Consider the following 24,605-nt stretch of genomic DNA (forward strand, 5'->3'; position numbering starts at 1 on the left):
ACCTATCGGTGTACTATGTCTTCAACATAGTGGGTTGCCCCATTCAGGTATTTACGGATCAATGCATGTGTGCTGCTCCCCGTAACTTTTCGCAGCTTATCACGCCTTTCATCGCCTCTGAGAGCCAAGGCATCCCCCATACGCCCTTATTTTGCTTATTGTACCAACATTCATTTAAGAATGCCGTTTTGTTTCGTTCTCTCTAATAAATTAAAGAAAACTGCTTTCTACTTTTTATTATTTCTTATCTCAATATGTCAATGAACTTTTTTCTAAGTGAGTCGTTTTTAGTGAGTAGTGATTAGCCTAAACTAATTACCATTCACTCTTTACTATTCACTACAATAGTGGAGAATAACGGAGTCGAACCGTTGACCTCCTGCGTGCAAGGCAGGCGCTCTAGCCAGCTGAGCTAATCCCCCAATTTAATTATGAATTGTGAATTATGAATTATGAATTGTTGTAATTCGTAATCTTTCAACCCTAGAATTTCCTTTCAATCTATGTTTATGAACTTTTCAATTCGTAATTCGTAATTTACAAATTCGTAACTGTTTTGTTGTCTCGGACAGACTCGAACTGTCGACCCCTACATTATCAGTGTAGTACTCTAACCAGCTGAGCTACGAGACACTCTTTTTTCTTTGATTTAAAGATTAAATGATTTAAAGATTGAACCATTCTTGCGAATTTTTTAATCTTTAAATTTTTAAATTTTTAAATCTTTCAATTATTTTTTTAAATTAACAGCAAGAGTAATATAACCTTAAATCTGTAACCAATAGTCTCTTCGTCTTCTTTCTTTAGCGTGTCTTTCAACTAACACTAAAGCTCTAGAAAGGAGGTGTTCCAGCCGCACCTTCCGGTACGGCTACCTTGTTACGACTTAGCCCTAGTTACCAGTTTTACCCTAGGCAGCTCCTTGCGGTCACCGACTTCAGGCACCCCCAGCTTCCATGGCTTGACGGGCGGTGTGTACAAGGCCCGGGAACGTATTCACCGGATCATGGCTGATATCCGATTACTAGCGATTCCAGCTTCACGGAGTCGAGTTGCAGACTCCGATCCGAACTGTGACCGGTTTTGTAGATTCGCTCCTGGTCACCCAGTGGCTGCTCTCTGTACCGGCCATTGTAGCACGTGTGTAGCCCAAGGCGTAAGGGCCGTGATGATTTGACGTCATCCCCACCTTCCTCACAGTTTGCACTGGCAGTCTCGTTAGAGTTCCCGACATGACTCGCTGGCAACTAACAACAGGGGTTGCGCTCGTTATAGGACTTAACCTGACACCTCACGGCACGAGCTGACGACAACCATGCAGCACCTTGTAAATTGTCTTGCGAAAAAACTGTTTCCAGTCCGGTCAATCTACATTTAAGCCTTGGTAAGGTTCCTCGCGTATCATCGAATTAAACCACATGCTCCACCGCTTGTGCGGGCCCCCGTCAATTCCTTTGAGTTTCATTCTTGCGAACGTACTCCCCAGGTGGGATACTTATCACTTTCGCTTAGCCACTGAGATCGCTCCCAACAGCTAGTATCCATCGTTTACGGCGTGGACTACCAGGGTATCTAATCCTGTTCGCTACCCACGCTTTCGTCCATCAGCGTCAATCCATTAGTAGTAACCTGCCTTCGCAATTGGTATTCCATGTAATCTCTAAGCATTTCACCGCTACACTACATATTCTAGTTACTTCCTAATAATTCAAGTCTAGCAGTATCAATGGCCGTTCCACCGTTGAGCGATGGGCTTTCACCACTGACTTACTAAACCGCCTACGGACCCTTTAAACCCAATGATTCCGGATAACGCTTGGATCCTCCGTATTACCGCGGCTGCTGGCACGGAGTTAGCCGATCCTTATTCTCACAGTACCGTCAAGACATTACACGTAATGTTGTTTCTTCCTGTGCAAAAGCAGTTTACAATCCATAGGACCGTCATCCTGCACGCGGCATGGCTGGATCAGGCTTGCGCCCATTGTCCAATATTCCTCACTGCTGCCTCCCGTAGGAGTCTGGTCCGTGTCTCAGTACCAGTGTGGGGGATCTCCCTCTCAGGACCCCTACCCATCGTAGCCATGGTAAGCCGTTACCTTACCATCTAGCTAATGGGACGCATGCTCATCTTTCACCGTTGTGACTTTAATAGTGGTTTCATGCGAAACTGCTATACTATGAGGTATTAATCCAAATTTCTCTGGGCTATCCCTCTGTGAAAGGTAGATTGCATACGCGTTACGCACCCGTGCGCCGGTCTCTCATTCCGAAGAACAATACCCCTCGACTTGCATGTGTTAAGCCTGCCGCTAGCGTTCATCCTGAGCCAGGATCAAACTCTTCATCGTATATTGTACGCTTAATTGCTTAAGCTATTATTATGCGACTCCAATTCTAGTGGTCTATTCTCAAATCTTTCGATTCTATTACTCTTATTCTTTTGTTCTAACATCTCTGTTAAAACGGCTGTCAATTCAATATGTCTAGGAACGTATTCTTATCGTTTAATCCGCTTTTCGTTGTCTCTCAAAGCGGGTGCAAAACTAACAATTCTTTTTGTAACTGGCAAGAACTTTTTGAAGTTTTTTTGAAAAATATTTTTCTCAGTTTCTTCTCTTTTCTTATCAGCCTCTCAAGGAACGTTGCGCGTTTAGCGGGGTGCAAAAGTAACATACTCTTTTAATTCCCACAAGCTTTTTTTAATCTTTTTTGAAAATAAATCTTCTTTGTGATTTTTATTACTTGTCAGTGTTTTAAAGAACTTAGTCGCTGTTGCGGGTGCAAAAGTAGACCCTTTATCCCTTTAAACAATGACTTTTTTGAGGTTTTTTTGATTTATTTTTTAATCTATTGGTATATTGAGCTTTATACAACCCCTTTTTTATCAAATCCATCGTTTTTACTGAAAATTTTAGGCCCTTTTTACGGTTTTATTACTTTTTGTGCCTTTTCAGAAGGGATTCATACCAGATGTATCGCCCTTTTTACCGCTTGTTAGTACTACTCTTTGTTCCTGGTTGTATTCGCCTGGGTTTTACTAATAGACTTTTATCACTCTTTGGGACGCGGATTTAACGGATTCGCTAATGCGAAGGCACGGAGGATCGCGGATTTATATTCCCTTCCTTAATATAAAGTGGTCTTTGTACCTCTCTATAGCTGTGTCCTATTAAAAAATACAGTTCTCGCAAAGGCGCGAAGGCGCAAAGAAAATTGTTCTAAACTTGGTGCCTTGGCATCTTGGCGAGAAAAACAAAGCTTAACTTAATCTAATTCGGCGCGGTGGGACGCGGATTTGACGGATTCGCTAATGCGAAGGCGCGGAGGAGCGCGGATTTTTATTCCCTTCCTTAATATAATGTGGTCTTTGTACCTCTCTATAACTGTGTCCTATTAAAAAATATAGGTCTCGCAAAGGCGCGAAGGCGCAAAGAAAAAAGTTCTAAACTTGGCGTCTTGGCGTCTTGGCGAGAAAAACAAAGCTTAACTCAATATAATTAGGCGCGGTGGGAAGCGGATTTAACGGATTCGCTAATGCGAAGGCACAGAGGAGCGCGGATTTTTATTCCCTCCTTTATATAGTGGGGCTTTTATAGCTGTATCTTATTATAGAATATAGGTCTCGCAAAGGCGCGAAGGCGCAAAGAAAACTATTCTAAACTTGACGCCTTGGCGTCTTGGCTAGAAAAACAAAGCTTAACTCAATATAATTAGGCGCGGTGGGAAGCGGATTTTATTGATTCGCTAATGCGAAGGCGCGGAGGAGCAAAGAAAACAGTTCTAAACTTGGCACCTTGGCGTCTTGGCTAGAAAAACAAAGCTTAACTTAATCTAATTCGGCGCGGTGGGACGCGGATTTGACGGATTCGCTAATGCGAAGGCGCGGAGGAGCGCGGATTTTTATTCCCTTCCTTAATATAATGTGGTCTTTGTATCTTTCTATAGCTGTGTCCTATTAAAAAAGACAGTTCTCGCAAAGGCGCGAAGGCGCAAAGAAAATTGTTCTAAACTTGGCGCCTTGGCGTCTTGGCGAGAAAAACAAAGCTTAACTCAATCTAATTCGGCGCGGTGGGACGCGGATTTGACGGATTCGCTAATGCGAAGGCGCGGAGGAGCGCGGATTTTTATTCCCTTCCTTTATATAGTGGGGCTTTTATAGCTGTATCTTATTATAAAATATAGATCTCGCAAAGGCGCGAAGGCGCAAAGAAAACTGTTCTAAACTTGGCGCCTTGGCGTCTTGGCTAGAAAAACAAAGCTTAACTCAATGTAATTCAGTTTGGTGGGACGCGGATTTGACGGATTCGCTAATGCGAAGGCGCGGAGGAGCGCGGATTTTTATTCCCTCCTTTATATAGTGGGGCTTTTATAGCTGTATCTTATTATAAAATATAGGTCTCGCAAAGGCGCGAAGGCGCAAAGAAAACAGATCTAAACTTGGCGCCTTTGCGTCTTGGCGAGAAAAACAAAGCTTAACTTAATCTAATTCGGCGCGGTGGGACGCGGTTTTTATTGATTCGCTAATGCGAAGGCACGGAGGAGCGCGGATTTTTATTCCCTTCCTTAATATAATGTGGTCTTTGTAGCTATCTATAGCTGTGTCCTATTAAAAAACACAGTTCTCGCAAAGGCGCGAAGGCGCAAAGAAAATTGTTCTAAACTTGGCGCCTTGGCGTCTTGGCGAGAAAAACAAAGCTTAACTTAATCTAATTCGGCGGGGTGAGATGCGGATTTTCTTTGTTTCTTCTTTACCTATATATTAGGTGTTGTTTTATTTATGAATACGACCTCATGAAAACGAATGTCCTAGCCCTGATAGTAGTGGAAATCCTTATGAGCCGGTGTTCGGCTCATAAGATTGAAGCGGATAGCAGGTTTAAGCTCCTTACCTAAACTAAGATTAATCTTTAATCAAATCGAATGGCTTTGACGGTTGAAATTTTCGTGATTATGTATAGGAGAGAATTCGCGATGCCCTTTTGTGAAATAGTATCTAAACGATACTGAATATTATTTGTAGCCAGAATTCATTAACTATACTGCAATAGCGAAATGATTTCCTTGATTGAGAATTCGGCTCCACAAACAAATTCATCAGAAGCGCCGTAATATACTATTAGTGTATCATTATCTGGACTTTTGACATGACCGTTAGTAAAAACTACATTTCCGAAGAATCCTGCCAGTTCATATTCTTCTATTGGCATCATAATGGGAACTAAGGTTCTTGCAATTACTTTTGAAGGATCTTGTAAATCCATCAAAAAAGCTCCTAGACAATACTGATTATCGCGATTAGTACCATGATATATAGAGAGCCAACCTTGCTCGGTCTTTATAGGAGAAGCTCCTGCCCCAATTCTAGAACTATCCCATGAGTTTTCTCTAGTTTTTAGGATACATTGATGATTTCCCCAATGAATTCCATCTATTGAAGAGGCTATCCAAATAAAATTCCCTCCAATCTCAAGACTACTCGGGCGATGTAAAGCAAAAAACATTCCTTTTATTTTTTCTTCAAAAATAGCGCAGTCCTTATTATGTGGAGGAAAAATCATTCCATGAGATCGAAAATTTTTCCAGTCTCTCGTTGTCCGTAAACCAACGCCAACGCCATTTGGTGACACTGCGGTGTAAGTCAAATAATAAACACCATCTATATAGGACACTCTACAATCTTCTATTCCGAATGATTCCAAAAGACCTTGACCTATTAATGGGTAATAGCCTTCTGGTTCGATAAATTTACGACCATCTTGACTGCAAACTAATCTTAAATGAGATAAAGTTGTCAAATAATCGATTCCCTTGTACTTAATAACTCTAGCATCTTTGGCATTTAATTCCGGATCGTCAATGGGGATATTTATGATCTTGACCCCGGTTTCTGTTAAAATTGGAAATGAAATTGCATCCCCTCTTTGTTCCGGTCTTTCGGCAACACGAACAATCATCCAAATTTTACCATCAAATTGAAAAACACCTGGATTAAGAAGACAAGCTACTTGCAAACCCTCCTGACTGGGTACTATATCTGCGGGGGATAATAATGGATTTTCAGGAAAACGTTTAGCAATATCTTTCATATACAGATACTATTTGTTTTTTATGGATCTCGATAGCTATCGGGAGGTATCGCCAGATCTTCATTGGTGCTTGCAACAGCTTCTTTCATGGCGATTTCATACCATTCTAAATTAATTTATTAAGGAATTTAAAAAACCAAAACAGCTTTCACAAATCAGCTTGAATTTATAAAACAGAATTAATGAAATTTAGATTTATTGCTTCTAACCGATTTAATCACACTAAGATACGGAGGATTTTACTAACAAGATAAATAAAACAGAAAAAGCTTTTCGAGTACAGAAACTTTTGATTGCATAAAAGAAGTCGGGTTCAAGTTCGAAAGTTGGGAATTAAGAGCAATTCCGTTACATCAAGAAAATGCTATTTTTATATTCACTCCGATTTTGCAGATTTATGCAGAAGCTGTTTTTTGGGATCCATTTTATTTTAATCCTACAACCCTTAAAAAAAAAGTAAACTCCTTACCTATTTTCATAAAAAAAAGCCCAAACGTAAGTTTGGGCTTTTGTGCGGATAATAGTTTGACCACCTATCGAATTTGTAAGAATTTAAAAAATCATAAAAACCACAATAAAATCAAATATATTAAGACTTTAAAAGATATTGTTCTTACAAAAAAATTAGGCAAGATTAAGACAAATTAGCAAAAACAAGCTTTTTTTCGGCAATATTTCGGCAAAATATTTATATTTGTTTTTCAAGATATTCACTATGAGAGTTAGATTTTTTGTCATCAAATCAAAAACAGAATTGTCAAGCATTTACGTACGATTTTGGGATAGCAATCGCATTGACCAAAAAACAAAAACAGGACTAACTGTTAAATATAGTAATTGGAGTGAATCCAAAAAACAAGTAAAAAACAACATTCTTACGCCTGAAAAAGATTTAATAAACGACACCATTCGAAAACTAGAAAATTTTCTAATTGAACAATACAACACCGACTACATCAACCAAAAAACGACCAATAAAAATTGGCTAAAGGAAAAAATAAAAACATTTTTTGGCAAGGCTGACAAAGAAGAATTGTATAAAATCTACTTTACAGATTGGGTCCAAAAATATATAGACGAATGTCCTACTCGCCTTTACAAAGGAGAACCGGTAAAAAAAAGAACCATACAACATTACACAACAACAAAATACAAACTTGAAGGTTACGAAAAACATTTCAATATAAAACTTAGATTTCAAGATATAAACTTAGATTTCTACCGCAACTTTGTTTTTTATTCTCAAAACATTGAAAAAATCAATAATAATACTATTGGGGGATACATTACAAATTTAAAAAAATGGTGCAAGATTATTGATATTGAAGGTCTTCCTATAAACCCCCAATACAGACATTCTGAATTCTCAACAATTTCCAATGTAACAAAGGATGTCTACCTCAATGAAAACGAAATCAATAAAGTTTACCAACATGATTTTAGTGATTCAGAGCGATTGGACAATGTAAGAGATAATTTTGTATTTGGATTGCGCACAGGATTAAGAATTTCAGATTTTTTAAGTCTAGAAAAATACAATTTCATTGGTGATTTTATCGAAATCACAACTAAAAAAACCTCACACCCTGTGGTGATTCCACTACATAACCAAATAAAAAGCATCTTAGCAAAAAGAAACGGGAACTTACCACATCAAATATCTGACGCAAAATTCAATGAATACATAAAAGAAGTTTGCCAAATAGTAGGCTTTAATGAAATGATTGAAGGTGCAAAAATGGTCAACAAAAAAGACGAAAAAGACTTTTTTGGTGATAGCAAAGTCAAAATAAAAAGTAAGATGAGAAAAGTGTTTGGTACGTTTCCAAAACATGAATTAATCACTTCTCACACCTGTAGACGTTCCTTTGCTAGTAATCTTTATGGGAAATTAGATAATCATACCATAATGGCCATCACAGGGCATAAAACCGAAGCAATGTTTTTGAAATATATCAAAATCACACCTAGGGAACATGCTGAAAAACTCAAAGAGCATTGGCAAAAAATAGAAATTGAAAAACAAGCTAAAAAGGACGAAGCTCTCTAACACGATAACCTTATATAAGAGTCAATAAAATCTCTTTTCTACAAAACAAACTTCAAATATAATCCTGACAAAAACCTCTCCTTTCTTAGGGAAGAAAAAACACCCTTATAAATCTTTAGGATAATTCCATTGAATTCATTTTAAACCCAAAACCACTTTTTCATACCGAAAAAACTTAACAACAATCCTGCTCTATCCTTTCCAACCTTAAGCTATCTTAATCAATCCTTCCCTATCCTGTCCAATCCGGAAAAGTTTCATTTAATGCAAGTTAAGTTTGCTTAATCATTAACCTAAAAACATTAAGAAATGAAAACTGTATTACAATTAGAAAACACTACTGCTGTAGATTTTAAAAACGAAATTTCAGAAGTTTTAGAAAATTTACTCTTGAAATTTTCACCAAATTTCAACAACCAAGAAGACAACAAATTACTCACAAGAGAAGAAACTGCAAAAATGCTATCCGTTTCATTAGTGACGCTTTGGGAATGGACTAGAAAAGACCTCATCCCCGCTTATAGAATTGGGAATAAAGTACGCTACAAAAAAGGGGAAGTACTGGAAGCTTTACAAAAAATGAACAAGTTCAAATAAAAAACATCTATGCTTATTTCAATAGCAAAGCAATTAAGCAGAAAAAATCGTAACGCCCAACTTTTTTTAAAGCTAATAAAGTAAAATATGTTAGAAAAAAATGCAACCAAAGAAGCCATTTTGAACCAAACAACTCCTGAGGAAATTTATAGGAAGTTCCTAAATCTTAACGATTTTCCGAAGGGAAACATTTCAAGTCCTTATACAAAGGATGCTCATCCTTCTTTTAAAGTGTACAAAAACGGAAGCTTCAAATGTTTTAGTTCAGGCCATCAAGGAGATGTTTTTCAATTGGTGGCCGACCTAGAAAAATTAGATTGTAAAACCCAATTCCATGAAGTTTTAAACTGTATTGCCTCTGAAATGAATATTATTTTGGACGATGCCACGCCATATAAAAGTGTTGCAAAGGGAAATCAAAATTTTGCAAAGGCTTTGCAAAAACCATTGCAAACACCATTGCAACAAAACGCAAAACCCGTTGCAAAGGAAAAAGGAGGAGCGACTTTAACTGTAGAAAAACGAAATTTCACCGAATTAGACTTGGCGTATTGGAACCAATTAGGCGTTAAACAGGAGATTCTTGAAAAATTTCAATTGCATTCCATTTCTAGTTATGCGTGGACTGGCAAAAAGCCAATGTACACTAAAAAAGAAAGTGTGGCTTTTGCTATTGAACTCCATGGAAATTTCAAGCTCTACATCCCCAATCAAATCGAAGTTGGAGTAAAGAAAAATGTATTACCACCTTTCCCAAATGGTATTTTTGGTTTGGCACAATTAGGTACCGAAACAAAGCAAGACATTATTATTTGCGCAGGCGAAAAAGACACCATTGTTGCTCATTCACGTGGATTTCATGCGGTCACTTTTGGGAGTGAATCCATTTATCCCAAAGAAGAACAAATAACGAAACTCCAAACCCTTTGCAAAAATCTGTTTATTTGTTATGACAACGATGCTACAGGAGAAAAAGGCAGTCAGACCATGGTGCAACGTTTTCCAAAGATTATTCCAATTGCCTTACCACCCAATGACAACATTAAAGGATATGATCTCACCGATTATTTTCAAGACTATTCTTCTGAAGATTTTAGAAAGTTGATGGACATAGCCCTGCAAAATAAAGTCGAAGTGATTCCTGAAAATGATTTGACTACCATTTTTCATATCGCTGAAAAATACCTCAAAGAGCACTATGATTTCAGAAACAATATTATTTCCCTCGAAATTGAGTGCAGTCCTAAAGATCAAAACGAATGGACTTCCTGCAATGAAAATTCTCTTTGGCTCGAAATTCAAAAGAAAAGCATCAAAATCCCCATTAACTCTTTGATTGCTATTTTGAAAAGTGATTTTGTGCAGAACTATAACCCACTAATCAATTACTTCACGAGTTTACCCCAATGGGATCAAAAAACAGATTTTATCAAACAATTCTCAGAATACATTCAACTCGAACAAGAAGAAGACAAAGAACAATTTGAGTATCATTTTAAAAAATGGTGTGTTCGTGCGGTAAAATGCGCCACTATTGATAATTATTTCAACAAGCAAGCCTTTGTGCTAACCGATGATGGGAATGGACAAAATATAGGCAAAAGTTCGTGGTGCAGGTTTCTTTGTCCAAGCGAACTTTCCAACTATCTAGCCGAAGACATGAGCGATGACAAAGATGCACGTATCTTGCTTTGCAAAAACTTTTTAATCAACCTTGACGAATTGGCTGCTTTATCCCGAAAGGAAATAAATCAGTTGAAATCTTATTTTAGCAAGGCGCAAATCAATGAGCGCTTGCCCTATGATAGAAAAAACTCCATTATTCAAAGAGTCGCTAGTTTTATCGGTTCTACCAATATGACTACTTTTTTACAGGACGAAACTGGTTCGGTTCGTTGGTTGTGTTTTATTGTAAAGTCCATCAATTGGAAGTATAAAAGTGAATTCGTGATTGATAATTTGTGGGCACAGGCTTATTTTCTTTCTAAAGACAACACCTTTGATGAAACCTTGAGCATCGAAGATATCCGTCAAAATGAATTGCGAAATGAAAAATTCCAAATTATTTCCCCTGAGAAAGATTTGATTCATAAATATTTTGACATTCCATCAAAAATAGAACAGGCAGAATTCCTCACCTCCACCGAAATGTTACACCATATCAACTTGTATACGGCTGGCATCAGGCTTTCGAACGTGGGAATCGGAAAAGCCTTAAAAAGCATTGGCTTTAAAAGAGAAAAACGCAACCAAGTCTACGGATACTGGGTAATCAAGAAAACGATTTGACAAATAATTTCCAGTAAAAACAAAAAATCATTTCAAAAACACATTTCTTCTTACCCATCTTACCCAATCTTTGTAAAGGCCTATAATCATTGACCCTAACTAGGGTAACTTATAACTTTTTCTTCTTACCCAATCTTACCCTTTCTTGCCTTAACACAAAAATAAAGTGGGTAAGATGGGTAACAAGGGTAAGATTGCCTTTTTTACTGCAATCTCTTGTTATCATTGGGTTGGGTAAGATGGGTAAGGTTTTTTCGTTGTTTTTGACCTAATGAGATTTTTTAAAGAATTAACTTTACTTTCTTGCTGAAAAATTACTTTGAAAATCATTCTTATTTAGGATAAAGTACATTCTTTAATTTATCAAATGCTTCTTTATGCTTTTGAGTTGGCATTTGTTTCAGATTTATCATTTTCCATTGCACCGATGGAAGTTTGGCGATAACTTCAATATTTTCCATTTCTAGTAAATTCCAATCAGGCATTTTGTTTTTAAAAGACAAAAGAAATTCCCTTTCATTTTCTGTCATTTGTGAGTTAATTTGGTGTATTAGATTTTCTCTTGCTTCTTCTAGTTGTTCTAAAGGAACATCTACCTTCGCCATTTGCATGAACTCCGAAACATAAATTTCACTGATGTCTTTACGATTTGGCGCCAAGAGTTCTGACATGGGTCTTTGATGGCTTACCAAGAATATTAGGAAAGTTTTACGTAGATTTTCAGTTAGACCTTCATTTTCAAGAAGGAATTTCACATCAAATAAATCTCTTGGATGTTGTCTGTCTAACGCGGCACATAATTTACCAGCATATAAATCAGGTAGAGAGGCCACTTGCATTTCTACATATCCAAATTCTCTTTCTACTTCTACACTTACTTCTTTTCTTTCTTCAGGAAAAACTGTACCTCTAATTACAGGTGATAATTCTACTTTTATGCGAACTTCGCCTTGGCTTACAATTAGTCTTAATGCATCACTTTGTTCATGTGCATCCTGTACTTTACTTCCTGGTATTGTTTGCGTGATTAGTTTGCTAATGTTTGATAAAGCAGCCCTAATGTTTATTAGTGCATTTTCACGATTATCCATTGGTATGTATAATAAATCTATATCAACCGAAAGGCGAGGAAGTGCTCTGTAAAATAAATTAATTGCCGTACCTCCTTTTAGTGCAAAACATTTTTCGGTGTCCACTAACGGTAAAACACGAACTAAAAGTTGTACTTGTTTGCTGTATATATTGTTACTGTCTATAGCCATTGCGGAATTGTTATTTTATATTTAGGTTCTAATTTACCCCCTTTTACGATCAATCGATTTCCTGAACCCAATGTTATGGTTTCTCTGTTTATTTTATTTAACCAAACATAATTATGGCGATCCGCAAACCAAAAGAAAAGTCGTTTGACTTTCACGTTTTGGCATCCTTCCAATAGTTTTTGAAGGCTTCGTGGTGATAAGGTTGTCAATCCTTGCATGAGTTGGTCAGCATGTTCAAAGGTTGTTTTTTGGGGAACATCCAAAAGCACTTCCAAAAAGGCTCTTTCGGGGGTAGAAAGTAGTAGATTTTTATTTTCATTTCCCCAATCCCTTTGCATTGTAAATGCATAGTATGGCTTATTCTCTTCTTGGTGTATTTCAAGTAGGCCTTTGATTGTATGTTTAACAAATTTCACATTCAAAGCCAAAGTAGTAACCCATTCGGGCAGTGGATCTTTCCCATACAAATGAACTATTTTTGCGTCAGATAAGGACAAGTAATGGGCCAAACCCTGCAATTCAAGTGAAGTTAAACCACCCACAACCAAATCTGTTTTCAATATCGTCTGCAAAGAAAATGCCACCGACTGCCAAGTTATTTTGGAAGAATTTCTAACATAGACTCCTTTACTGATGGATTCTAACTGATTACTCTTTACCAAATTGTCTATTGCATGACGACTAAAATTCTTTTCCATTAGCCATTTTCTGGTGGCAACCACTCCTTCAGGCATCATGTCATATAGTTCTTTTCTGCGGGTTACATTAAGTGCCATAATTTAATAATATTGATTACTGCGGTGATTATCGCCGCAAAACAAAGATAATATAAATAAATCTATTTACAAAACGTTGCTATAACGGCGATAATCGCCGTTATTTGAGGCTTATCGCTTTATAGAGTTAAAACCTTTTCAAATTAATTATTGATTGAATATTTATAAATAAGCAAACTCGATTTATAGTAAATTACTAGAAATAGAGATTTGCTCAGAATCTTTACTGCGTGCTTCAAAATCATGAAAACACTCATTATTTACCGAATGATTACCCTATCTTGATCATGGTTTTAAATACTTATTAATCATATATTTTGTAATCGGCTTTAAAGTTTTTCCAGTAGTGGGATGCAATCCTGGTTGATTGAAAAGTTCTATCTTGCCCTCAATTTTAGTATACCAAACGCATGGTTCGCCATTTTCAAAATAGCATTTTATGGTCTTTGGATCTAGTTTTTTTAAACTTAATCTTTCTTTATTTATTGGTATACGTGGGTCTAAAAAACTACTGCTCTCTGTGGAGCAATCTACTACTTCATAATGATTGGTATTCCATTGCATACATTCTTTTTTAGGAAGTAATGTGACCACTCCAATTCCTAGACTACACAACACAGCACCTTTAGTCAATACCTTTTTATATCGGTCTAGTATTGATTTATTTTGATAACCTTTTATCGCTATGCCCTCTTCAGAAACTAAAGATAGTACCGCTTCTTCTTTTTTGCCTTTTATCACTTGTAAAGACTCCTCCTCTATTTTTATCTCCTTCCCAACATTTGTAAAAAAACTATGAAAAGGTCTTGGACTAAAATCCACCAAAATGGCGGCCAATTCTATTCTGTTTCTATTTTCAGAATTCTTCTCTCCCTTTAAAAAGGAAATCACCGATTTTAATTTTCCAATTTCAAAATTTTCTATGGCTCTAGTCAATTTCTCCCCTTCTTTTGCATTAAAAAAATACCTGAAGACCATTTCATCTTTTGGATTCAACTCGTTTTCTGCCTTCCTCAAACACAAATCTCTCAGTTGTGCAGGTGTTACATTGGACAAATCACCACTACCATAAACACCCACTCTTTTTATCGCTTGAAATTGCGCTTTTATCCCCTCTTTATATTCTTCAAAAGTAATTGTACTCATAAACACCAACGGATTGTATTAGAATTAGTAGAACGCAATGGAATTACTGGAATTATCGGAATCACCTTAGTCTTAGCACCTAGAAACATCATTCCTTTGCTTCAGAATTAGTTCTTGTTCTATTTCGCGATACGAACAAATGTACAAAACTAGTTTAAAAAAAGTGGGCTAAACAGTGGGTTAGATTTATCCGGGAAGTATAAATTCTGGATCAACTATTTTAGCACACTTCACTTCCCAGTAGCATCAATCCAAAGGGCTTTTAAGGAAACACTCCTTATCCAAAAATTTTCGATTTCATGATCGAACAGCCCTTCCTATGTCTAATTTTTAAATCAAATCCAATGAAAAAAATAATTGTCCTTTTATGTTTTATAACAAGCAGTATTACTTTTGTTTCCTGTACCAATGATGATCTAGAGTCTACTACAACCCCTTCAAAACAACAACTAACTGCAGATAGTGATTTAGGAGGAAACTCAACGGGTCAAACCCCAACAACTCCGCCAAAAAAATAAAATATGATGTTCTATTAATTGGAATTAATTTGATATTTTCGGGGAATGTTTCAAAAAATACATTTCCCGTTTTTTATTTCTCTACTCCTTTTTGGTTGTTTTTTCTTTTCTTGTACTCGTAAAACTCCTACTGTAAACGAGGTAACCCCAGTTAGCCCTTATCATCAATATATTACCCCCGCAGAAGATTTTTATGCCAAGGGTATATACGATAGTGCTTATTATTACTACAATCAAATTCGAACGCAGAGCAATACCAAAATTGAAGGGGATAAAATTGTCTATGCCTTGCTCAAAATGGCAGCTATTCAGCAAACGCAAGGTGATTATGTAGGGAGTGAAGCTACGGCTACCGAAGCCTTATCGTTTTTTCAAAAAAACACCGAAGCCCAATACAAAGTGGCCATTTACAACACCCTAGGTATTAATTACCAACATCTTTTTGATTACGCGAATGCCATTCGGTATTATCAAAAAGCAAGTAACTTGGCCGACACACCGCTACAAAAAGCAGTCATTCAAAACAACATCGCTGTGGTGTATATGGAACAAAAGCGCTACAAGCAAGCTATTCAGCTATTGACTATTCTCTCTCAATCTCCTATCGTACCGAATAATTTGGAGCATCAAGCCCGAGTTTTGGACAATTTGGGCGTTTGTTATTTTAAAATCCAAGACTCCAGAAGTGGTGCTTATTTAAAGAAAGCATTAGCTATTCATCAACAGTTGCAATTTGATTATGGCTTGATTACCAGTTACAGCAATTTGGCAAAATACTATCAAAAGAGTCAACCCCAATTGGCTTTTACCTATGCCCAACAATCCTATACCAAAGCTACTGCCATCCAGAGTACTGAAGATCGTTTGTTAGCCCTAGCCCTCTTAATGGAAGTAAGTACGCCTTCACAACTTCCTACCTACACTAAACACTACCTGCAACTTAACGACAGTATTAGCAAAGTCAAGCAAATCGCGAAAAATCAGTTTGCCAAAATCAAATACGATGCGACTCAAGAGCGCAATGAGAATTTACAATTAAAAGCGGCAAAAGCAGAAAATGACTTGGCCTTAGCAAATGAAAAATTCAACAATTACATACTATTTTTTATATTGTTGCTACTAATGATCTCGGTGGTGTTATTGTATTTCTACCTGCAAAACAAAAGCAAGAAAGAAAAACAAGCCGCTATTTATGAAAGTGAAACTCGGATTGCCAAAAAACTGCACGACGAGTTGGCCAATGATGTCTATCAAACCATTGCTTTTGCTGAAACTCAAGACTTGCACAACCCTGTGCAGAAAGAAACGCTATTGGATAATTTGGATAAAATTTACACACGAACGCGAAATATATCCCGTGAAAACAGTCTCATTGGTACCGGCGATTCCTACGAAATGGAGTTAAAAGAAATGCTTTCGGGCTTTTCATCTTCCCATGTACAAATCATTTTAAAAGACGTAAACGTAATTCCTTGGAACAAAGTGGCAGATGAGAAAAAAATTGCACTCTATCGGATCCTACAAGAACTCATGGTTAACATGAAAAAACACAGCCATGGTTCCTTTGCAATCCTACGTTTTGAAGCCGATTCCAAACAATACTTGGTGCACTATTCAGACAATGGCATCGGTATTCCCGATCCGATTCCTTCAAAAAATGGCCTTCATAATGTGGAAAACCGTATTCATGCTATTGGCGGAAGTATTATTTTTGACACATCAAGTTCAAAAGGGCTTAAAATCAAACTAACGTTTCCTAAATAAACCAAGTATGTTTCAAAAAGTTTTGATCGTAGATGATATTGATTTCAATGATGTAGCAGCCGTCAGTGTACTAGAAGCTTTGGCTGTACCTCAAATAGACTTTGCTAAATACTGTGATGATGCCTTGCTCAAACTCAAAAGAGGCTATCTAGAGCATGAACCTTATGATTTATTGATTACCGATTTATCGTTCAAAGCCGACCATCGAACCAATCAACTTACATCGGGTGAAGCCTTAATCGAAGCGGTAAAAGGATTGTTTCCGGAAATCAAAATCATTGCTTTTTCTATCGAAGACAAATCCTATCGCATCAAATCCTTGTTTGACCAATTGGACATCAACGCTTTTGTCATGAAAGGACGCAACACCATGATCGAGCTACGCAAAGCCGTAGAAGCCGTGGCGAGTCAAGACGCTCCCTACTTACCCGCAGATTTGCAGTATATTTTTCAGGATAAATTGATCAACGAAATTGATGATTATGACATCCAACTGCTGGAGTATCTCTCAAAAGGCGTTTCTCAGGAAGCGATGGAATCCGTTTTGAAACAAGCCGGTATTACGCCCAATAGCAAAAGCACCATCGAAAAACGCATCAGTAAACTCAAAATCTACTTCAAAGCACTTAATACAACCCATTTGGTATCGATTACCAAAGATTTAGGGTTGATTTAAAATAAAAATCCTCTTCCTCCAATAATTACGGTAATAAAAAAACACCCCTTTACGGTTTCCCGTAAGGAAGTTTTGGCATAGGACACTACTTTTGATTTCGTTCAAAAATAATCCCTATGTCGCCTTCTTACAATACCAAAACGTTAGTTTGTCTTTTATTATCTTGCTTTTCGCTTGTTTGGGCCAAAGGAAAAGTTGCTCAATCTTTATCAATCGAAATTGATGAATATAGTGGCAACGCAACATTTTCAAAAGATCCGAATGATTGCTGTTCTTATATGCAATTACCTGCACTAAAAGCATTCCAAAACACTTATTTCATGCCTTCTAAAAGAATTAAATTCTCTAAAAAACGAAAAGGAAAAATAGCCTTTACAGAATAATAACCCATTTTTTTACAAAATGAGGGAAACCGTAAGGAATTGAATTTTGAACTGTTTAAGTTTGATAGATTAAATAAAATGGAGTCCAGAGATCAATTCATTAAATGGAATCTATTTAAACAAAAAAAGGGTCAGACTAAGAAATGGTATCAAGATTTAAGGAAAAAAAATTAAAACTTCTATTCCTTAAAACTTTTCAGATCGCAGTTATTAGACGCCTAATATCTTAAGAACAAAATGATTATTTACACTTTAATGCCCAACTTTGATATTAATCATATATAATGACCCAGTTTTTAAATAAAATTGCAATTCTTAAAAAAAAGTAAAAAATCATTAGAAATGGGGATAGGAATTAATATTTTTTTTTCTATAACTTTAGAAAAAAGAAGTTAATAAAAATAATTTAGTTAAGAATCTGATAATCAATAAAATTTTAAACATTCAAGCGATAAGATTAATCAAATACTATTGTTTAATAACATAAAACATTAAAATTTAATTTAAAATGGCAATTAATTTACAAAAAGGACAAAAAATCGATATTGGGTTATCGAAAATCACTGTTGGGTTGGGTTGGGATCCAAATGAAGGAACAGGAAATGATTTTGATTTAGATGCGTCTGCAATTATGATTAATTCAGAACGTAAACTTTTAGGAGAAAATTATTTTATTTTTTACAACAATCTAAATTCTCCAGATGGTGCTTTGGAACATACTGGTGATGACCCAACTGGTGGTAATAGTGATGGTGATGATGATGAAGCAATAAAAGTTGATTTAAACAAAATTGACACCAAAGTTCAAGAAATACTTTTTGTAGTTACAATTGAAGATTTTGAAAGAAGAAAACAAAATTTTGGACAAGTTAGAAATTCATACATTAGGATCGTTGATGATGCTACTTGTCAAGAGATTGCGAAATATGAGTTGGATGAGGATTTTTCAATAGAAACAGGAGTTGAATTCGGCAGATTATACAAAAGAAATGGTCAATGGAAATTTGAAGCTTCTGGAATTGGTTACAAAGCTGATTTAGGATTCTTTCTAGAAAAATATTATTCAGGTACTATTATTAAATAAACATTAAAATGGCAATTAATCTTCAAAAGGGTCAAACAATTGATCTAAGAAAAAACGATAGAGGCGAAACATTCGATTTATCACAAGTAACAATTGGTTTAGGTTGGGATGTAAAACAAAAAGAAAATGGTTTTTTAAGTAAACTTTTTGGAGGTTCCAATGAAGAAGAGTACGACTTAGATGTTATTGCATTTTTGCTTGATTCAAATGGAAAAGTCGCTAATCTTGGTCGTGATTTAACTTTTTCAAATGGCAATAAAGTTGGGTTACACGGGGGTGATGTTGTTTATTTTAACAGTATGACTTATCCATCAGGAACAGGTACTTCAAATATGCTTTTTCCAGAGGGTGCTTCAAAATATACTATGCAGCAAAAAATCAACCAACTTTTAAATAATGGTGAACTTATCGTTCATACTGGAGATAATTTAACTGGAGAAGGAGATGGTGATGACGAACAAATTATTATTAAGCTAGATGCATTACCAGCAAAAATTGAAAAAATAATCTTTTTAGTGTGTATCTATCAAGGGATAAGTAAAAATCAACAGTTTGGTAAAGTAGAAAATGCTTTTATTAGAGCATGCGATAAGAATAACAAAGAAATTGCAAAATATACACTATCAAATAGTCCAGAGTTAGAAAACAAACACTCTTTAATTTTTGGAGAAACCTATCGACATAATGGAGGTTGGAAATTCAGAGCGATTGGAGAACCACTTCATACAGATAATTTTGTGGATATTCTAAAAAAATATGTGAACTAAAAAATTGAAATTGAAATTAGAATATTCAAACTATCAACATCTTTCTTTTGATTTATGGTTAACATTAATAAAGTCAAATCCACAATTTAAGAGTAAGAGGAATTTACTATTTAAAGATTTTTTTGAAGTAGATTGTACAATTGAGAAGGTAACAGAGGTTGTAAGGTATTATGATGTTTTGTGTAACAATATAAATGAGAAGACAGGGTTAAACATTGATACGTTTGAGATTTATTATTTAATACTAAATGCCTTAAATGTTAAGGTTAATGATTTTGAAATTGAGAAATTAAGTGCCTTTTATAAAGAAACAGAATTGTTATTTATGAAATTCAAACCCGATTTAATTTATCCAAAAATTCGATTACTGTTTGATGAAATTGTTGAACAAGAAAAAACGATAAGCATCTTAAGTAACACAGGATTTATAAAAGGTGAAACTTTAAAAAAGTTGCTTTCGTATTACGAATTGAATAGTTACTTTTCATTTCAAATTTATTCTGATGAAACTGGATTATCAAAACCAAATAATGAAATATTTCAGTTGGTTTATAATCAAATAGAGCGTTTAAAAATAGTAGAGAAAAAGCAGGTTTTACACATAGGAGATAATATAATAGCAGATTATAGTGGAGCAATCAAATTTGGTTTTGAGGCTTTGTTAATTAAAATTTAAAAAGTGAAGAGTAGTTATAGTTTACATAAAATTATCCATGAAAACGAATATCCATTTGATGCAAATGAATATAGCTGGTTTAAATTTGGCGATAAGCACTATGCAGAAAAATTCGCGGGAGAATTGTTTGAGGGATTTATAGAAAAATACAGCGATTTGCTTTTATCTAACAAAGAAATTGTCATTCTGCCAAGTCCTTATTTATCAATACCTACAGCTTCGAATTTTTTGTGCCATTATTTTAAAAAGCATTTAAATTGCTTTCTGTTTAAGAATAATAGAAAAGCAAGTATTGAATCTAAAATTTACAGAAATCAAACTTATGTTACTGATTATGGTAATTTAAGCTTTGATGAAAGGTTACAATTAATTTCAAATGATACTTATTATATAGACCAAAAATTCATAAATGATAAGCTGTGTATTTTTGTTGATGACATTAAGATTACTGGAAGTCATGAGCACACAGTTAATAAAATATTGAATCAATATGGTGTAAAAGGAGAATTTGTTTTTGTCTATTTTGCGGAATTAGTAAACAAAAATATTCATCCAAAAATTGAAAATCATTACAATTACTTCGCTATAAAAAATCTACAGGATATAGTAACTATTATTAACAAAAATAAATTTCAATATAACACAAGAATAATTAAATACATATTGAAGCTTGATCGAGAACAATTTAATTTCTTGATGAATAATATATCAATCGCTAAATGTGATGAATTGTTTCATTTAGCTATTAGTAACAATTATCATCAAATTTCTGAATATCAAACGAATATTAATCAAATAAATAATTACCAATTATGGCAATCAACTTACAAAAAGGACAAAGAGAAAATATAAATGCTCCAAAGTTCACAATTGGATTAGGATGGGACACAAACAGTAGCTCTACTGGATCAGGTTTTGATTTAGATGCATCCGTTTTTATTTTAGGGGAAAATAAAAAACTTGTTTCAGATGAACATTTTGTTTTCTTCAACAATTTAAAGTCTCCAGATGATTCGGTTATCCATACTGGTGATAATCTAACTGGCGATGGCGATGGCGATGATGAGCAAATTAAAATTGATTTGACAAAAATTAATTCTGCTGTTAAAGAGATTTGCATTGTTGTGACAATTCACGAAGCAGAAGCTAGAAAACAAAACTTTGGCCAAGTTCGTAATTCATTTATTCGAATTGTTGATGATAGCAATAATATAGAATTAGTGAAATATGAATTAGAAGAAGATTTTTCAATTGAAACAGCTGTCGAATTCGGAAGAATTTATAATAAAGATGGGCAATGGAAATTTGAAGCTATTGGAATGGGGCAAAAAGGTGGATTGGAAGACTTTTTAAATAAATACAACTAAATAAATATATAAATGGCAATAAATCTTCAAAAAGGTCAAAGAATAAACCTTGTAAAAAGTAGTGGAAGTACATTACAAAACATTTGTGTTGGTATAAACTGGGGGGCAATAGAAAAAAAAGGCTTTTTTGGTAACACCAAAAAAGAAGCAGTTGACTTGGATGCATCTTGTGCTTTGTATGATGATAATAAAAATTTGTTAGAAGTTATTTACTTCGGAAATCTTCGCTCTAAAGATGGTTCCATAGCCCATAGTGGAGATGATTTAACAGGAGATTTGGGTGGGGATGATGGATTAGACAATGAAATTATTACACTTGATTTTTCAAAACTAAATCCTTCAGTTAGTAATGTAGCTTTCGTTTTAAACAGTTTTCAAGGACACGATTTTGGAACAATTCCATTTGCTTCTATTAGAATTTACGAAGGAACACCAACAAGAGTAAACGAGGTTTTCGCAACATTTGATATTGCAAACGGTTCAGGTTTTGCAGGTCACGTTTCTATGGTTATGGGTGTTTTTTACAAGAAAAATAACGAATGGAAATTCAATGCCATTGGAGAACCTACAAGAGACAAAAAATTAGAACAAACATTAAGCACTGTAACCAATCAATATTTATAAAATGAGAAGACTACCCGTATATTTATTATTGGACACTTCTGGCTCAATGTCAGGAGAACCAATTGAAGCAGTAAAAAATGGAGTTCAAATAATGATTAGTTCATTACGCCAAAATCCACAAGCTATCGAAACAGCTTTTTTAAGTGTTATAACTTTTGATAGTACAGCTCAACAAATTATTCCGTTGACGGATTTAGCATCTTTTCAAATGGTCGATATTAAAGCAACTGGAGTAACCGCTCTTGGAGAAGCTTTAAAATTAGTAGCCCATAAAATTGATACTGAAGTAGCCAAAACAACTACTGAACAAAAAGGTGATTGGAAACCTCTGGTGTTCATTATGACTGATGGGATTCCTACTGATGACTGGCAAAATGGATTAAATGAATTCAAAAAATCTAAAGTTGCTTTTACGGTTGCTTGTGCAGCAGGAAGTGGAGCTGATGCTAATATTTTGAAACAAATTACAGATAATGTAGTTAGTTTAGATACTGCTGATAGTGCAAGCATTGGTAAATTCTTTCAATGGGTGACTGCTTCTATTGGAGTAAGCTCTACAAAAGTAGAAGATTCCGGAAAAGAAGTTACAGGACTGAATGAATTGCCTCCTCCACCATCTGAATTAAATATTGTCGTTTAAATCCTAAAAATATGAGCAAATTTGGATTTTCATTTTCTTTAAATCGACTTTTAGGTATTACTAGTGCCAAACAAAGTTTTGCTAGAAAAACAGGCGTTCCAACCACTAGAGGTGGTGTAGAGAGAAAATTAGGCAATTTAATAATTAAATCGTTATTCGGAAAAAAATAATATGAGAAGACTACCAGTATATTTTTTATTAGATACATCAGGTTCCATGTACGGTGAACCGATTCAAGCATTAAATAATGCTTTGAGTGGTATGATTAACACTTTACGTTCAGATGCTCAAGCGTTAGATTCTCTTTGGATAAGTATTATAACTTATGACAGGGAAGTAAAGGAAATTGTCCCATTAACAGAATTGGTTAGTTTTCAACTTCCAGAAATAACATGCCCGCAAAGCGGTCCGACAAATACTGGAGCAGGTTTAGAATTTGTTATTCAAAAAGTAAAAAAAGATGTTATAAAAGGTTCATCCTCTCAAAAAGGAGATTGGAAGCCACTACTTTTTGTTTTTACTGATGGCAAACCTTCTGATATACAATTATACAGAGAAAAAACACCCGAAATTAAGAGTCTAAACTTTGGTGCTGTTGTGGGTTGTGCTGCTGGTCATATGGCTAACGATGATATCCTAAAAGAATTAACAGATAATGTAGTTCATTTAGATTCAGCTGATAGCTCAACCCTAAAACAATTCTTTAAATGGGTTTCAGAAACGATTGAACAAGGCAATAAAAGTCAAGGAACAGGAGAAAGTGTAACATTACCACCACCACCAAGTGAAATAACGGTTGTAATATGATGCAATTAATTCCGATTTTTATAAATATTCTTATTGTTGGGTTGTTTTTATATTCAAAATTATTGCCGTATAAAGACAAATTGAATCCACAATACAAAAATATTTTTGATTTTTTCAACAGTCTTTTTTCTCCAATTTTTATTTTTTTAAAAAATATGGTTAAACCTTTTCAAATTGGAATAGGATTGTCTGTTGATATGTCTCAAATTGTGCTTTTAATTATCTTTTTAATGCTCTTAAATTTTTTTTAAAATGAAGATTGTATTTTGGACTACCATTTGGTATAATTAAACACAGTGTGATATTTACTAATAAAATAAAAACGAATTAAGTATTAAATAACAATAAAACTAATGTCAAATTTCTATTGTGAATACTGTGGAACTAAAAGCTCAAGTATTTCAAGTTTAACTGCAAACTCTTGTCATCGTCACATTTTAGGAAGTGGAAAAGGGAAGCATAAATTGTATGAAGGAACTGAAAAAAACCAATATAGTTGTAAATATTGTGGCACTTCTTCATCAAATATTTCTGGATTAACTGGAAATTCTTGTCATAGACATCCAAACGGTAGTGGAAAAGGAAAACACTCACCTTCACTATAGCAACAGCAACTAACCAATAAAAAAAAAAATGAATAACGAAGCCAAAAATGATGCTGATAAATTAATTGAATATTCGAATAAAATAGAAATAATTCAGGAAAAACAACTTCAAATCATCCAATTTAATAATGAAAGAATTGACAAGGTTATTGATTTTGCTGGAAAACTTGTAACTGTTGGAGAATTAATCAATGAAAATAAAAGATTAGATAATGAAAGGATAAATCTTCAAAATCAATTTAGTCAAATTCTTTATAAACATCAAAGAAATATGACTGTAATTGAAAAAAGATTTGAAGAAAGAGGTTTAGTTTTTTCAAAATACTTTGAGGTAATTGATAAAGGCCTTGAAACAGGTAATGATAATTTAGTCTTGATGGGGTTATCAGCTGTAAATAGTTTAGTAATCACAGATCCTTTACAAGAGATCCAAAATACATTAAGTATTTTAGAAAGCAACGATACACTTGAATTAGATTTTTAAA

Annotated in this window: 22 protein-coding genes, 2 tRNA genes and 2 rRNA genes (1 of these 26 running past the window's edge); 18 read left to right on the forward strand and 8 right to left on the reverse strand. The window is 34.8% G+C overall.

The window, feature by feature from the left end:
• From OZP06_RS05650 to OZP06_RS05670, 5 genes are all read right to left on the reverse strand, one after another.
• Positions 1-161: ribosomal RNA gene (locus OZP06_RS05650) — 23S ribosomal RNA — on the reverse strand (it extends 2,728 nt beyond the left edge of the window).
• A 187-nt stretch (positions 162-348) separates the two neighbouring features.
• Positions 349-422: transfer RNA gene (locus tag OZP06_RS05655), tRNA-Ala, on the reverse strand.
• A 137-nt stretch (positions 423-559) separates the two neighbouring features.
• Positions 560-633: transfer RNA gene (locus OZP06_RS05660), tRNA-Ile, on the reverse strand.
• A 204-nt stretch (positions 634-837) separates the two neighbouring features.
• Positions 838-2,351 (reverse strand): 16S ribosomal RNA (locus tag OZP06_RS05665).
• The 16S and 23S rRNA genes sit together here with 2 tRNA genes alongside, the layout of an rRNA operon.
• A gap of 2,682 nt (positions 2,352-5,033) precedes the next feature.
• A complete protein-coding gene (locus tag OZP06_RS05670; protein ID WP_281324337.1) occupies positions 5,034-6,089 on the reverse strand; it encodes a glycoside hydrolase family 130 protein in 1,056 nt (351 codons plus the stop codon).
• Between the two features lie 715 nt (positions 6,090-6,804).
• Between OZP06_RS05670 and OZP06_RS05675 the strand changes: the two genes are divergently transcribed.
• From OZP06_RS05675 to OZP06_RS05685, 3 genes are all read left to right on the forward strand, one after another.
• Entirely contained in the window at positions 6,805-8,139 is a 1,335-nt protein-coding gene (locus tag OZP06_RS05675) for a tyrosine-type recombinase/integrase (protein ID WP_281324338.1), read from the forward strand.
• Positions 8,140-8,448: 309 nt separating this feature from the next.
• A complete protein-coding gene (locus OZP06_RS05680; protein WP_269224025.1) occupies positions 8,449-8,736 on the forward strand; it encodes a helix-turn-helix domain-containing protein in 288 nt (95 codons plus the stop codon).
• An 87-nt stretch (positions 8,737-8,823) separates the two neighbouring features.
• On the forward strand, positions 8,824-11,025 hold the full coding sequence (locus tag OZP06_RS05685) for a VapE domain-containing protein (RefSeq protein ID WP_269224026.1): 2,202 nt from the start codon (positions 8,824-8,826) through the stop codon (positions 11,023-11,025).
• A gap of 332 nt (positions 11,026-11,357) precedes the next feature.
• Here OZP06_RS05685 and OZP06_RS05690 read toward each other — a convergent pair whose 3' ends face one another.
• From OZP06_RS05690 to OZP06_RS05700, 3 genes are all read right to left on the reverse strand, one after another.
• Positions 11,358-12,287, reverse strand: a complete 930-nt coding sequence (locus OZP06_RS05690) for a nucleotidyl transferase AbiEii/AbiGii toxin family protein (protein ID WP_281324339.1) — start codon at positions 12,285-12,287, stop codon at positions 11,358-11,360.
• Positions 12,278-13,063, reverse strand: coding sequence for a type IV toxin-antitoxin system AbiEi family antitoxin (locus OZP06_RS05695; RefSeq protein WP_269224028.1), 786 nt, complete (start codon positions 13,061-13,063; stop codon positions 12,278-12,280). Before OZP06_RS05695 ends, OZP06_RS05690 begins: the two co-directional genes overlap by 10 nt.
• Before the next feature lie 285 nt (positions 13,064-13,348).
• The gene (locus OZP06_RS05700; protein ID WP_269224029.1) at positions 13,349-14,209 is read right to left on the reverse strand and encodes a hypothetical protein; all 861 of its coding nucleotides are present in this window, start codon (positions 14,207-14,209) and stop codon (positions 13,349-13,351) included.
• Positions 14,210-14,553: 344 nt separating this feature from the next.
• Between OZP06_RS05700 and OZP06_RS05705 the strand changes: the two genes are divergently transcribed.
• The 15 genes from OZP06_RS05705 to OZP06_RS05775 all read left to right on the forward strand — a co-directional run bounded on the left by OZP06_RS05705 (position 14,554) and on the right by OZP06_RS05775 (position 24,604).
• Entirely contained in the window at positions 14,554-14,727 is a 174-nt protein-coding gene (locus OZP06_RS05705; protein WP_269224030.1) for a hypothetical protein, read from the forward strand.
• 45 nt (positions 14,728-14,772) lie between these two features.
• Positions 14,773-16,491: a tetratricopeptide repeat protein gene (locus tag OZP06_RS05710; protein ID WP_281324340.1), complete on the forward strand. Its 1,719-nt coding sequence runs from the start codon at positions 14,773-14,775 to the stop codon at positions 16,489-16,491.
• A gap of 7 nt (positions 16,492-16,498) precedes the next feature.
• The gene (locus tag OZP06_RS05715) at positions 16,499-17,167 is read left to right on the forward strand and encodes a response regulator (RefSeq protein WP_269224033.1); all 669 of its coding nucleotides are present in this window, start codon (positions 16,499-16,501) and stop codon (positions 17,165-17,167) included.
• 116 nt (positions 17,168-17,283) lie between these two features.
• On the forward strand, positions 17,284-17,550 hold the full coding sequence (locus OZP06_RS05720) for a hypothetical protein (protein WP_269224034.1): 267 nt from the start codon (positions 17,284-17,286) through the stop codon (positions 17,548-17,550).
• A gap of 508 nt (positions 17,551-18,058) precedes the next feature.
• The gene (locus tag OZP06_RS05725) at positions 18,059-18,634 is read left to right on the forward strand and encodes a TerD family protein (protein ID WP_269224035.1); all 576 of its coding nucleotides are present in this window, start codon (positions 18,059-18,061) and stop codon (positions 18,632-18,634) included.
• Between the two features lie 8 nt (positions 18,635-18,642).
• The gene (locus OZP06_RS05730) at positions 18,643-19,401 is read left to right on the forward strand and encodes a TerD family protein (protein WP_269224036.1); all 759 of its coding nucleotides are present in this window, start codon (positions 18,643-18,645) and stop codon (positions 19,399-19,401) included.
• A gap of 10 nt (positions 19,402-19,411) precedes the next feature.
• Positions 19,412-20,077: an HAD family hydrolase gene (locus OZP06_RS05735; RefSeq protein ID WP_269224037.1), complete on the forward strand. Its 666-nt coding sequence runs from the start codon at positions 19,412-19,414 to the stop codon at positions 20,075-20,077.
• Between the two features lie 3 nt (positions 20,078-20,080).
• Positions 20,081-20,929: a phosphoribosyltransferase family protein gene (locus OZP06_RS05740; RefSeq protein ID WP_269224038.1), complete on the forward strand. Its 849-nt coding sequence runs from the start codon at positions 20,081-20,083 to the stop codon at positions 20,927-20,929.
• The gene (locus tag OZP06_RS05745) at positions 20,890-21,444 is read left to right on the forward strand and encodes a TerD family protein (RefSeq protein ID WP_281324341.1); all 555 of its coding nucleotides are present in this window, start codon (positions 20,890-20,892) and stop codon (positions 21,442-21,444) included. The genes OZP06_RS05740 and OZP06_RS05745 overlap by 40 nt, the downstream gene beginning before the upstream one ends.
• A 12-nt stretch (positions 21,445-21,456) precedes the next feature.
• Positions 21,457-22,068: a TerD family protein gene (locus tag OZP06_RS05750; protein WP_281324342.1), complete on the forward strand. Its 612-nt coding sequence runs from the start codon at positions 21,457-21,459 to the stop codon at positions 22,066-22,068.
• 1 nt (position 22,069) lies between these two features.
• Complete coding sequence (locus tag OZP06_RS05755) at positions 22,070-22,708, forward strand: VWA domain-containing protein (protein ID WP_269224039.1); 639 nt, start codon at positions 22,070-22,072, stop codon at positions 22,706-22,708.
• Between the two features lie 11 nt (positions 22,709-22,719).
• Positions 22,720-22,878: a hypothetical protein gene (locus OZP06_RS05760; protein WP_269224040.1), complete on the forward strand. Its 159-nt coding sequence runs from the start codon at positions 22,720-22,722 to the stop codon at positions 22,876-22,878.
• A 1-nt stretch (position 22,879) separates the two neighbouring features.
• Positions 22,880-23,515: a VWA domain-containing protein gene (locus tag OZP06_RS05765; protein ID WP_269224041.1), complete on the forward strand. Its 636-nt coding sequence runs from the start codon at positions 22,880-22,882 to the stop codon at positions 23,513-23,515.
• A gap of 353 nt (positions 23,516-23,868) precedes the next feature.
• On the forward strand, positions 23,869-24,120 hold the full coding sequence (locus OZP06_RS05770) for a hypothetical protein (RefSeq protein ID WP_269224042.1): 252 nt from the start codon (positions 23,869-23,871) through the stop codon (positions 24,118-24,120).
• A gap of 28 nt (positions 24,121-24,148) precedes the next feature.
• Complete coding sequence (locus OZP06_RS05775) at positions 24,149-24,604, forward strand: hypothetical protein (RefSeq protein WP_269224043.1); 456 nt, start codon at positions 24,149-24,151, stop codon at positions 24,602-24,604.
• Position 24,605: the final 1 nt, after the last annotated feature.

The sequence above is a fragment of the Flavobacterium sp. IMCC34518 genome (assembly GCF_027111095.2).
GTDB classification, from domain to species: Bacteria; Bacteroidota; Bacteroidia; order Flavobacteriales; family Flavobacteriaceae; genus Flavobacterium; species Flavobacterium praedii.